An 11,154-nucleotide genomic window follows, 5' to 3' on the forward strand; every position below is an offset into this window, starting at 1 on the left:
ACGTGACCGACGCAGAAATCCTCGCGCGCATCCGCGCGATCTTCAAGGAGAACTTCGCCATCGATCCCGAACGCGTGACGCCCGAGGCGCATCTGTTCGAGGACCTCGATCTCGACAGCATCGACGCCGTCGATCTCGCGATCAAGCTGCAGGAAATGACGGGCCGCCGCATCAAGCCGGAAGAATTCAAATCGGTGCGCACAGTGGGCGATGTGATCGTTGCCGTCGAGTCGCTGCTCGCGGCGCAGGGCTGATGCAGCAGGATCCGCCGCATGCCGCAGCTGCCACGGGCGCCGCGCGCCGCTTGACGGCGCGCGTGGTGAACGTCGCGGCGAAACTCGCTTATCCGGTCGTGATCCTGTTCGCGTGGCACTCGCGTGCGCCACGCTACGTCGGCTGCGCGCTGTTCGGCCTGCTTTGCGTGCAGCAGATCGCGCGCCGCGGCGCGCTCACGGCGACGCTCAAGCGCATTTCGGCCGTCGAATGGAGCGTGGCTGCGTTGCTGGGCTGCGGCTCCGCGGTGATCGTCGCGACGAACAGCGAACTGCTGCTGCGTCTCTATCCCGGTCTCGTGAACCTCGGCTTGCTGATCGCATTCGGCACGACGCTCGTGCGCGGACCGTCGATGGTCGAGAAATTCGCACGGCTGCGCAAGCCCGATCTGAGCGAGCCGGCAGTGCGCTATACGCGCCATGTCACTCAGGTGTGGTGCGCATTCTTCGTGCTCAATGGCGCGTTTTCGCTCTATACGGCGCTCTGCTGGCCGCGCGATGCGTGGTCGCTCTATAACGGTGCGATCGCGTATGGATTGATTGGCTTGCTGTTCGTCGGCGAGATCGTGTGGCGTTACGTCGTCGTGTTGCCGCGCGTTGCGCGTTCGGCGCCGCCGGCACCCCAGGAGGCCGCATGATCGCGCTGCACGACTTGCTGCGCGGCTTGCGTGCGGCGCACACGCCCATTTGCCGCGACGTACGAGGCGACGTACAGGGTGCCGTTCAGGACGGCGCACAACGCGCCATCTCGACGATCGACGATGCCGCCTTTCGCGCGCGCGTCGGCGCGATTGCGGTGCACGTCGACGGACAGCATGGCACGCGCTGCGCGCTGTGCATCGACGATACTTACGACTTTGCCTGTGCGCTCTTTGCCATCCTTGCCTGCGGCAAGGAGCCTATCATTCCCGCGAACCCGACGCCGGCCTATCTGGCCGAGCTTGCCGACGCATACGAGGCGACGCTGACCGACGCCGATGTGCGGGCGCTCGAGCGCGAGACTTCGGCATCGACGTCCGGTCTTGCGTCCTCTTCTGAAATCGCCGCCCGATTCGCCGCGATCGACGCGCACGCGCCGCTCACGCTCTACACGTCGGGCAGTAGCGGCGCGCCAAAACCGATTCGTAAAACGCTCGCGCAATTCGATGCCGAAGTACGCACGCTCGAAAGCCAATGGGGCGACCTCGCGGCCGATGCGACGGTCGTCGCGAGCGTACCGCATCGGCATATCTACGGTTTGCTGTTTCGCGTGCTGTGGCCGCTTGCGGCCGGCCGCGCGTTCGATCGAACCGCGGTCAACGAGCCGCGGCAACTGCAGGCGCGCATCGATGCATACGGTGCGACGGTTGTCGTTTCCTCGCCCGCGCAGTTGTCGCGCTGGCCCGCCTTGCCGGGCTTCGCGGCGCTCGCCCCCGTGCCGCGCGCGTTCTTTTCGTCGGGCGGGCCGCTCGCGCAAGAGGCTGCGCGCGAGTACGCGTGCGCACCCGGCGGCGCATCGCCGGTGGAAGTCTACGGCAGTACCGAGACCGGCGGCATCGCGTGGCGCTGCCAGAGCGCGTCGTCCGCGTGGCAGCCGCTGATCGGCATCGAAACGCGGCGCGGCGCCGACGGCGCGCTCGAACTGCGTTCGCCGCATCTTGGCCACGACGACTGGCACCGTACCGACGACGCGGTCTCATTCGATACGGACGGCCGTTTCACGCTGCATGGCCGGCTCGACCGCATCGTGAAGCTCGACGGCAAGCGTGTGTCGTTGCCTGAACTCGAAGCGCGCCTCACGCTGCACCCGTATGTGGCGCAGGCCGCGACGGTGCCGCTCGCGGGCGCGTCGCGCGACCGCATCGGCGCTGTGGTGGCATTAACCGACGCGGGCAATGCGATGCTGCGCGCGAGCGGACGCATCGCGCTCGCCAGAACGCTGCATCGTCATCTCGCAACGTATTTCGACACGGTCGCGTTGCCGCGCCGCTGGCGCTTCAGGATCGCGCTGCCCTACGACGCGCGCGGCAAACTGCCGGCCGCCGCGCTCGCGCGAGCGTTCGCGCCGCGCGCCGAAGGCGTCGAAGTGCTCGCGGAAGCATGCGACGGCAACGATCTGCATTACGAACTGCGTGTCCCGCCGTCGCTGATCCATTTCGACGGCCACTTTCCCGGCGTGCCGATTTTGCCGGGCGTCGTGCAGCTCGACTGGGCAATCCGCCTCGCGTCCGAACACGTGCCCGGCATTCGGGGGCTCGCATCGGTCGACCGGCTCAAATTCATGGCGCCCGTGCGGCCCGGCGCGCTGCTCGCGCTGACGCTCTCGCACGACGCGCCGCGGCGCCGCGTGCAGTTCGCATACCGGCTCGGCGACCGCGATTGCGCGTCGGGCGTGATCGTCTATCGGGAGGTCGCGTGAATTTCGCCGCCTGCATCGTGGTGCCGATCTACAACCACAAGGAGGCGATTGGCGCGACACTCGCGAAGCTCGCGGTGCACGGGCTGCCGATTTTTCTCGTCGACGACGGCAGCGACGCCGCGACGCGCGAGGTGCTCGATGCGCTGCATGATCGGTACGCGCCGCAACTGACGCTGCTGCGCCGGGCAATGAACGGCGGCAAGGGCGCGGCCGTGATGGACGGTTTGCGCGCCGCGCGTGCCGCCGGCTACACGCACGCGTTGCAGATCGACGCGGACGGGCAGCACGATGCAGCCGACGTGCCGCGCTTTATCGAAGCCGCGCGCGCCGCACCGGCGGCCGTCGTGATCGGCCGGCCGGTCTACGATGCAAGTGTCCCGAAGGCGCGGTTGTACGGCCGCTATCTGACGCATGTGTGGGTGTGGATCGAAACGCTGTCGCTGACGATCGGGGATTCGATGTGCGGCTTCCGGATCTATCCGCTCGCGGCCGCGTGCGCGCTCATCGACGAAGTGGCGTTGCCGGAACGCATGGACTTCGACATCGAGATTCTCGTGCGGTTGTATTGGCGGCGTGTCGCGTTCCGCACGCTTGCGACGCAGGTCACGTATGCGCACGACGGCGTGTCGCATTTCGACGTGTTCTGGGACAACGTGCGCATTTCGCGCAGCCACACGCGCCTCGTATGCGGGATGTTGTGGCGTCTGCCGATGCTGCTCGCGCACAAGCTCATGCCGCGCGAAGCGGGCACGCCGATCGTGCAGGGTAGAGCGCCAAACGAGGCCCCGAACGCCGCCGCCTCCTCGGCACCGCCCGCGAACCCGCATCACTGGTCGCGCATCGCGGAGCGCGGCAGCCGTCTCGGCATGCAGACCCTCGCGCTCAGTTGCCGGCTGTTCGGGTTGCGCGTGACGGGCTGGTGGCTGCACCCGATCGTCGCGTACTTCCTGCTGACCGGCCGCGCCGCACGCAACGCATCGCGCGTCTACTTCGCGCGCCTTGCGAATGCGGCGCAAAGCGACGCGGACGATGCAACGCACACCGGAAAAGCAGGCGAGGCAACGCGCGACTGCGAGCGCATTCGGACAGTGCCGATACCGCGTCCCGGCTGGCTCAGCGCGTACCGGCAAATGCACGCTTTCGCGCAGGCGGGCCTGCATAAACTTGCCGCATGGTCCGGCCGTGTCAACGTCGACGCAATTGCATTCGACGACCCTTCGGCATTCGAAGCGCTTGCCGCGAGCGGCCGTGGCGCGCTCGTGATCGGCGCGCATCTCGGCAACCTCGAAATGATGCGCGCGCTGGCGATACGCGGCGCTTACGTGAAGATCACCGCGATTGTCTATACCGAGCATGCGCGGCGCTTCAACCACGTGCTCGCCGGCGCGAACCGCCAGTTCGCGCAGCGTCTCGTCGAAGTCAGCGACTTCGGGCCGCAGACGTCGATGATGATGCAGGAGCGCATCGATGCCGGCGAGTTGCTCGTGATTGTCGGCGACCGTGTGCCGGCGAGCGAATCGGGGCGCACGATCGACGCACAGTTCCTCGGCGCGACCGCGCCGTTCGCGCAAGGGCCGTATGTGCTCGCGCATGCGCTCGGCTGCCCGGTCTACCTGTTCTTCTGCCTGAAAGAAGCACGCGCGGGTTACCGCGTCTACTTCGAGCCGTTCGCCGAACGCATCGAACTGCCGCGCGGCGAGCGGCTCGCGCATCTGGCCGCATGGGCGCAACGCTATGCAGCGCGGCTCGAATACTACTGCCGCAAGGCGCCGTACCAGTGGTTCAACTTCTACGATTTCTGGGCGCGTCCGGTGAAGACGCAGCCCGCACAGGATCGCTTCGTGCGCGCGTCGACGCGAAGCAATGGGGGAGCAAATGGCCGAGCATGACCTGAGCGGCGACGCGCGCACAATCGATGCGCACGCAACCATCAACGAGGGCGCCGCGCAACAGCCGGTTGTGATCGGCGGCCGGCGCATCGCGATCGAAGACGTCGTGGCGATCGCGCAGCGGCGCGTGCCGGTTGCGTTGAGCGCGGACCCGGCGTGGCGCGCGCGTATCGAACGCGGCGCCGAATTCCTGCGCCGGCATCTGGCGGCAGGGGCGACCGTCTACGGCGTCAATACCGGTTACGGCGAAGCCTGTGTCGTCGACGTGCCGATGGATCTCGTCGCCGCGTTGCCGCTGCAACTGACGCGCTATCACGGCTGCGGCATGGGCGCGTATCTCGACGATGCGCAAACGCTCGCGGTGATCGCGGCGCGGCTCAATTCGCTCGCGTACGGCCTGTCGGGTGTGCGGCCGGTTCTGCTCGAGCGCCTCGCCGATCTGATCAATCACCGGATCCTGCCGCGCATTCCGTCGGAGGGTTCGGTCGGCGCGAGCGGCGACCTGACGCCGCTGTCGTATGTCGCGGCCGCGCTCGTCGGCGAACGCGAGGTCATGTTTCACGGCGCGCTGCGCGAGGCGCGCGGCGTGTGGGCCGAGCTCGACCGCGCGCCGCTCGCGCTCGCGCCGAAGGAAGGGCTCGCGCTGATGAACGGCACGGCGGTGATGACGGGCCTCGCGTGCCTCGCGTTCGCGCGTGCCGATCATCTGACGCGTATCGCGACGCGCCTGACCGCGCTGTCGACGGTCGCGCTCGACGGCCGCGCCGCGCATTTCGACGCGCTGATTTTCGACGCGAAGCCGCACGCGGGGCAGGCTGAAGCGGCGGCGTGGATTCGTGCCGACCTCGCGGGCCGCGACGATACGCCGGGCCACCGTCTGCAGGACCGCTACTCGATCCGCTGCGCGCCGCATGTGATCGGCGTGGCGCGCGACGCGCTGTCGTGGGTGCGGCGCGACGTCGAGAACGAACTGAACAGCGCAAACGACAATCCGCTCGTCGATCCCGACAGCGAGCGTGTGCTGCACGGCGGCAACTTCTACGGCGGCCATATCGCGTTCGCGATGGATTCGCTGAAGACGGCGATCGCGAATCTCGCGGACCTGATGGACCGCCAGCTCGCGCTGCTCGTCGACGAGAAGTTCAACAACGGTTTGCCGCGCAATCTGTCCGGCGCGACGTCCGCGCGCGCGCCGATCAATCACGGCTTCAAGGCGGTGCAGATATCGTCGTCGGCGTGGACGGCGGAGGCGCTGAAGCTGACGATGCCGGCAAGCGTGTTTTCGCGTTCGACCGAATCGCACAATCAGGACAAGGTCAGCATGGGCACGATTGCCGCGCGCGATTGCCTGCGCGTGATCGAACTGACCGAGCAGGTCGCGGCCGCGCATACGCTCGCAGCGGTGCAGGCCTTGCGGCTGCGTGTACGCGATGCGGCCGGGACCCTCGTGCCCGCGCCGCTCGCCGGCTTCGCGCAGCGCGTCAACGCGCAGTCGCCGTTCGTCGACGAAGACCGCGCGCTCGAAACGGATCTGCGCGCGCTGACCGCGCAGATCGCGCAGGGCGTGCTCGTCGATGCGTTCGTCGGCGTGTTTCGCGAGGAGGGCAGCGATGCAGATGCACGAGCTCGCTAATGGTGTGCCGGTGCTGGCGGCGAGCGGTTTCGTCGAAGTGCCGTTTCACGACGTCGATGCCATGAACGTGTGCTGGCACGGCAACTATCTGAAGTACTTCGAGATCGGCCGCGCGGCGCTGTTGCGTGCGTTCGACTACGACTACCGCGAGATGCAGGCATCCGGCTATCTGTGGCCGATCGTCGAGGCGCATCTGAAGTATGTGCGGCCGGCGACCTACGGGCAGCAGCTCGAAGTGCGCGCCGAGCTGCTCGAGTATCGGAACCGTCTGAAGATCGGCTACACGATCGTCGATCGCGCGTCCGGCACGCGGCTGACGAAGGGCTACACGATTCAGGTCGCCGTCGACGCCGCATCGCAGGAACTGCAGTTCGAGTCGCCGCCGGTCGTATTCGAGAAACTGGAGCGCGTATGGAAAGCTTGAACGCACAACGATTTCGGCGCGTGTGCGCGCTGGCGACCGGGACCGTGGCGGTCGTTGCGGCGCTGACTTTGTCGGTAGGCGCTGCGGGTCTTCTACTGCGCTGCGTGGATGCGGTGGCGGCGACGCCGGCGGCAAATGGGGCCTCAGGCGCGACTTCCAGCGCGGCTTCGGGCGCGGCTGCGGCGAGCGCAGGCAATCCGGGGCTTGTCGCGTCGATTGCATCCGGACTCGGCCATATGAACGGCGTGCGTGCGCAGTTCACGCAAACGCAGACGCTCGCCGCGATGCGCGAGCCGCTCGTGAGCACGGGCTCGCTGCTGTTTTTCCGCGCGCGCGGCGTGATCTGGCATATCGACACACCGTACAAAACGACCTACGTGATCGACGATGCCGGCGTCAGCGAAGTGAACGCGGATGGTCAGCATGTGAAGACCACGGGCATGCCGCGCACGGGTGGCGGCGCGCAGGGCGTCGCCCAGGTGTCGCGGATGATGCGCGCGATGTTCGGCGGCGATCTCTCGGCGCTTTATGCGCAGTTCGACGTCGACGCACGCGGCACGCCGCAGCAATGGCGCATGCTGCTGAAGCCGAACCAGCCGCAGCTCGCGCAGGCGATCAGAAACCTGCAGATGAGCGGCGGCGCGTATCTGCAGCAGGTGCGCATCACGCTCGCAAACGGCGACGTGACGCAGATCGACTTCACGCGCAGCAGCGCCGTCGATGCACCGACGCCGGCCGAGCGCGCGCTCTTTGGAGCGTCGTCGTAATGGAACTCACGCTGCGACGGCTTGCGCGGCAGCGCTGGAGCATCCGGGCCGTCTGGCTGGTGCTCGCGCTGATCGCGGTGCTGTATTGCGCGTGGCGTTTCACGGGCCCGTCGCCTTTGCAAACGAATCTGCTCGAACTGCTGCCGCAGACCGAAGCCGATCCGGTCGCCGAGAAAGCGGTCGATACGCTCGCGGCCGCGCTCGGCGACCGCACCGTATATGTCGTGACCGGCAACGACGGCGACCACGCGAAAGCGGCGGCCAAAGCGCTCGCGGCGACGCTCTCGGCGAGCGGCGCGTTCCGCACGGTGACCGCGCAACTGCCGCCGTTCGACCTTTCGCAGATCAGCGGCCTCTATCTGCCTTACCGCTTCGGCTTGCTGACGTCCGCGGACCGCGCCGCGCTCGGCGATGCGTCGATGTCGCTGCACGACGCGCTGCTGCGGCGCCTGTACAACCCGGTGCACGGCGCATTCACGACGCCGCTCGCAGACGACCCGTTTGGCTGGCTCGAGCATTGGCTCGCCGCCTTGCCGCTCGCGACGTCGAACCTCGGCATCGAAGATGGGCTGCTGGTTGCGCATCGCGGCGCCGCGACGAGCGTGCTCGTCGTCGCGACACTGCCGGGCTCGGCCTACGACGCGCCGCTCGAACAGGCCGTGTTGCAAGCGAGTTCACGCGGCGAGACGCTGCTGAAGGCGCACTTTCCCGACGTGGCGCTGGCTCGCACCGGCGCCGTGTTCTATGCGCAGGCGGCGCGGGCCGCGGCCGAGCGCGAGGTGCATCTGATCGGCGCGACATCGGCGTGCGGCATCGCGTTGCTGATGCTTTGGGTGTTCCGTTCGCCGCGCTTTCTCGTGCTCGCTTTCCTGTCGACCGCGCTTGGCATCGTCTGCGCGCTCGCTGCAACGATGCTGCTGTTCGGCAAGCTGCATCTCGTCACGCTCGTGTTCGGTGCGAGCCTGATCGGCGAGGCGGTCGACTATTCGATTCAGTACTTCGTCGTCGCGCTTGGCGGCGCGCGCGATCGCGATCGCGATCGCGATGGCCGTGGCGCGGCCACGCAGCGCGCGCGCTCCGATGCGCAGCGCGCCGCGCGCGCGGTACGCCCGGCGCTGACCGTTGCGCTGACAACGAGTCTGCTCGGCTATGCGATTCTCGCGTGCGTGCCGTTTCCGGCGCTGCGGCAGATCGCATGTTTCGCGATCGTCGGCATTTGCACGGCGTTCGCGTCGGTGCTGATGCTGTTGCCCGAGTTGATGCCGCGCATGCAGCAGCGGCACGCCGACCGATCGGGCCACACGATTCGAGGGAGCCACGCAAGCCACCCGGGCGGCGCGTCGCACGAACGGCGCCGGCACTCGCGCGCACTGTTCGACGCGGCGGGGCGGCTGCTGACGCATTGGCACGCACTGCTCGATGGCCGCCGCGCGTGGATCGCGGCGGCGCTGCTGCTGTTGGCCGCAGCACCGGGCTGGCTGCGGCTGTCGAGCGACGACGACATTCATCTGCTGATCAATCGCGATCCGTCGCTGGCGATACAGGAAAACGCAATTCGCGCCGCGATCGGCATCGACAACACCGCGCAGTTCTTCGTCGTGCGAGGGGAAACGCCCGAAGTCGCGTTGCAGCGCGCGGAAGCGCTCGGCGCGCGGCTCGATGCGCTGAGCGGCGCATCGTCGGTGGAGGGCTGGCAGTCGGTGACGTCGTTCGTGCCGTCCGCCAGGCGCCAGGCGGCCGATCATGCGCTGCTCGCGAAGCGCGTATTCGACGACCGCGCCGCGTTGCGCACGACGCTCGTGAGCGCGGGCTTTCGCGACGACGTCGCCGACGCATGGCTGGCGGTCTGGCAAACGCCGGCGAGCGCGGTGCCGCTCACCATCGACCGCTGGCTTGGCGCGCCATGGTCGCGGCCGTTCCGTCATCTGTGGCTCGACGCGGCCGATACCGGAGCGCGCGGCTACGCGGCGCTCGTGATTCCGCAACGCGTGAACGCCGGCAATCTGCATGCGCTCGTCGCCGTAGCGCATGCGCTGCCCGGTGTCGTATTCGTCGACAAGGCGGCAAGCGTATCGAAGCTGTTCGGCGCGTATCGCGTCGATAGCGCGCTGTGGCTCGCCGGCGCGCTCGTGCTCGTGCTAGCGCTGTCGATGTTCCGGTACGGTCCGCGTGGCGGCATCGCCGTGACGATGCCGGTGCTGCTCGCGATCGCGCTGACGCTCGCCGCCTTCGGCTACGCGCGTACCCCGCTCAATCTGTTCAACTGCCTCGCGTTGATGCTCGTGCTCGGCGTCGGCTCGAACTATGCGGTGTTTCTGCGCGAGGGTTGCATGCGCGCAGGCGCCGATCTCGGCGCGGTGTGGACCGGCGTGCTGCTGTCCGCCGCCACCACGCTGCTGTCGTTCGGCATGCTCGGCGCCAGCGCGATGCCGGCGCTGCACAGCTTCGGCATGACGCTCGCGCTCGGTATCGCGCTCGCAGTGGCGCTCGCGCCGATCGGCATGCCGCCGGATTCGCGGAGGGCCGCATGAGCGCGTTGCTGTCCACTCAAAAGATGCACATATCGAAGCAACCGGTTTATCTGCACGCGCTCGGCATGATCAACGCGCTCGGCGATCGTCCCGACACGATCGTGGCCGCACTCGCCGCCGGGCACGCGCCGGGCATGACCACGCTTGCGACCAGGATTGGCAACGCATTTGTCGGCCGCGTGACCGCTGCGCTCGAGAGCGCGCCGCCGGCGCCGCTCGAGCCCTACGACTGCCGCAACAACCGCTTGCTGCTCGCCGCGCTCGCCCAGATCGCACCGCACGTCGAAGCGGCACGCGAGCGGTACGGCGCCGACCGTATCGGTGTCGTGCTCGGCACGAGCACATCGGGCATCGGCGCAGCCGAGGCGGCGTTTGCGCATCGGGCTCAGACAGGCGCGATACCCGCGGGCTTCGACTACCGGCAGATGGAAATCGGCGCTCCGGGGCCGTTCGCCGCCGCCGTGCTCGGCGTCGACGGCCCCGCGTTCACCGTGTCGACCGCCTGTACGTCGAGCGCGAAAGCGTTCGCCTCCGCGCGGCGGCTGCTGCGACTGCAGCTATGCGATGCCGTCGTGGCCGGCGGCGTCGATTCGCTGTGCGAGCTGACCGTGCAAGGTTTCGCGTCGCTCGAATCGACGAGCGCGACGCGCACGAACCCGATGAGCGTCAATCGTTGCGGCATCAACATAGGCGAAGGCGCCGCCGTATTTCTGATGAGCCGCGACGAAGGGCCGGTCGCGCTCGTCGGCTGCGGCGAATCGAGCGACGCGCATCACATCTCGGCGCCGGACCCGCGAGGCGTGGGCGGCGAACTCGCGCTGCGCGCGGCGCTCGACGACGCGGGGCTCGCGCCGTCCGCGATCGGTTATGTGAACCTGCATGCCACGGCAACGCGCAAGAACGACGAAATGGAATCGCACCTGATGGCGCGCGTGTTCGCCGACGGCGTCGCGGCAAGCGGCACGAAGCCATACACGGGCCATCAGCTCGGCGCGGCCGGCGCGACCGAACTAGGCTTCGCGTGGCTCACGCTCGCGCGCGAACACATGGCCTTGCCGCGCCACTGCTGGGACGGACAGGCCGATCCCGCGTTGCCGCGGCTCGACCTCGTCGAAAGCGAGCGGTATCTGCCGCGCGGCGCCGGCACACGCTACGTGATGAGCAATTCGTTTGCGTTCGGCGGCAGCAATTGCAGCCTGATTCTCGCGGATTGAACGGGATGACGAAAGGCGATGAACAA

9 protein-coding genes are annotated in these 11,154 nt (G+C 68.0%); all 9 read left to right on the top strand.

The genetic code is table 11. The features are described 5' to 3' along the window. Window positions 1-2: 2 nt before the first annotated feature. From QYH69_RS15940 to QYH69_RS15980, 9 genes are read left to right on the top strand one after another with little or no spacing between them, the layout of a single operon-like run. On the top strand, window positions 3-254 hold the full coding sequence (locus QYH69_RS15940) for an acyl carrier protein (protein WP_308832820.1): 252 nt from the start codon (window positions 3-5) through the stop codon (window positions 252-254). Continuing rightward, on the top strand, window positions 254-910 hold the full coding sequence (locus tag QYH69_RS15945) for a hypothetical protein (RefSeq protein ID WP_308832821.1): 657 nt from the start codon (window positions 254-256) through the stop codon (window positions 908-910). Before QYH69_RS15940 ends, QYH69_RS15945 begins: the two co-directional genes overlap by 1 nt. Further along, window positions 907-2,670, top strand: coding sequence for an AMP-binding protein (locus tag QYH69_RS15950; RefSeq protein WP_308832822.1), 1,764 nt, complete (start codon window positions 907-909; stop codon window positions 2,668-2,670). The genes QYH69_RS15945 and QYH69_RS15950 overlap by 4 nt, the downstream gene beginning before the upstream one ends. Beyond that, window positions 2,667-4,559: a glycosyltransferase gene (locus tag QYH69_RS15955; RefSeq protein WP_308832823.1), complete on the top strand. Its 1,893-nt coding sequence runs from the start codon at window positions 2,667-2,669 to the stop codon at window positions 4,557-4,559. Before QYH69_RS15950 ends, QYH69_RS15955 begins: the two co-directional genes overlap by 4 nt. Continuing rightward, window positions 4,546-6,192 (top strand): aromatic amino acid ammonia-lyase, encoded by a 1,647-nt coding sequence (locus QYH69_RS15960; protein WP_308832824.1) that lies wholly within the window; start codon window positions 4,546-4,548, stop codon window positions 6,190-6,192. Before QYH69_RS15955 ends, QYH69_RS15960 begins: the two co-directional genes overlap by 14 nt. Beyond that, window positions 6,170-6,616 carry an acyl-CoA thioesterase gene (locus QYH69_RS15965; RefSeq protein WP_374992424.1) on the top strand — a complete coding sequence of 149 codons (447 nt, stop codon included), beginning with the start codon at window positions 6,170-6,172 and terminating at the stop codon, window positions 6,614-6,616. The genes QYH69_RS15960 and QYH69_RS15965 overlap by 23 nt, the downstream gene beginning before the upstream one ends. After that, a complete protein-coding gene (locus QYH69_RS15970; protein ID WP_308832825.1) occupies window positions 6,604-7,383 on the top strand; it encodes an outer membrane lipoprotein carrier protein LolA in 780 nt (259 codons plus the stop codon). The genes QYH69_RS15965 and QYH69_RS15970 overlap by 13 nt, the downstream gene beginning before the upstream one ends. Continuing rightward, the gene (locus tag QYH69_RS15975) at window positions 7,383-9,914 is read left to right on the top strand and encodes an MMPL family transporter (RefSeq protein ID WP_308832826.1); all 2,532 of its coding nucleotides are present in this window, start codon (window positions 7,383-7,385) and stop codon (window positions 9,912-9,914) included. Before QYH69_RS15970 ends, QYH69_RS15975 begins: the two co-directional genes overlap by 1 nt. Beyond that, entirely contained in the window at window positions 9,911-11,128 is a 1,218-nt protein-coding gene (locus QYH69_RS15980) for a beta-ketoacyl-[acyl-carrier-protein] synthase family protein (protein ID WP_308832827.1), read from the top strand. The genes QYH69_RS15975 and QYH69_RS15980 overlap by 4 nt, the downstream gene beginning before the upstream one ends. The last annotated feature ends 26 nt before the right edge of the window (window positions 11,129-11,154 follow it).

Source organism: Paraburkholderia sp. SARCC-3016 (assembly GCF_031119615.1).
GTDB lineage: Bacteria > Pseudomonadota > Gammaproteobacteria > Burkholderiales > Burkholderiaceae > Paraburkholderia.

Excerpts from the sequence above, each read along its gene's own strand:
- QYH69_RS15945 (WP_308832821.1), top strand. The coding sequence starts at position 254 with ATGCAGCAGGATCCGCCGCATGCCGCAGCTGCCACGGGCGCCGCGCGC.
- QYH69_RS15950 (WP_308832822.1), top strand. The coding sequence starts at position 907 with ATGATCGCGCTGCACGACTTGCTGCGCGGCTTGCGTGCGGCGCACACG.
- QYH69_RS15960 (WP_308832824.1), top strand. The coding sequence starts at position 4,546 with ATGGCCGAGCATGACCTGAGCGGCGACGCGCGCACAATCGATGCGCAC.
- QYH69_RS15965 (WP_374992424.1), top strand. The coding sequence starts at position 6,170 with ATGCAGATGCACGAGCTCGCTAATGGTGTGCCGGTGCTGGCGGCGAGC.
- QYH69_RS15970 (WP_308832825.1), top strand. The coding sequence starts at position 6,604 with ATGGAAAGCTTGAACGCACAACGATTTCGGCGCGTGTGCGCGCTGGCG.
- QYH69_RS15975 (WP_308832826.1), top strand. The coding sequence starts at position 7,383 with ATGGAACTCACGCTGCGACGGCTTGCGCGGCAGCGCTGGAGCATCCGG.
- QYH69_RS15980 (WP_308832827.1), top strand. The coding sequence starts at position 9,911 with ATGAGCGCGTTGCTGTCCACTCAAAAGATGCACATATCGAAGCAACCG.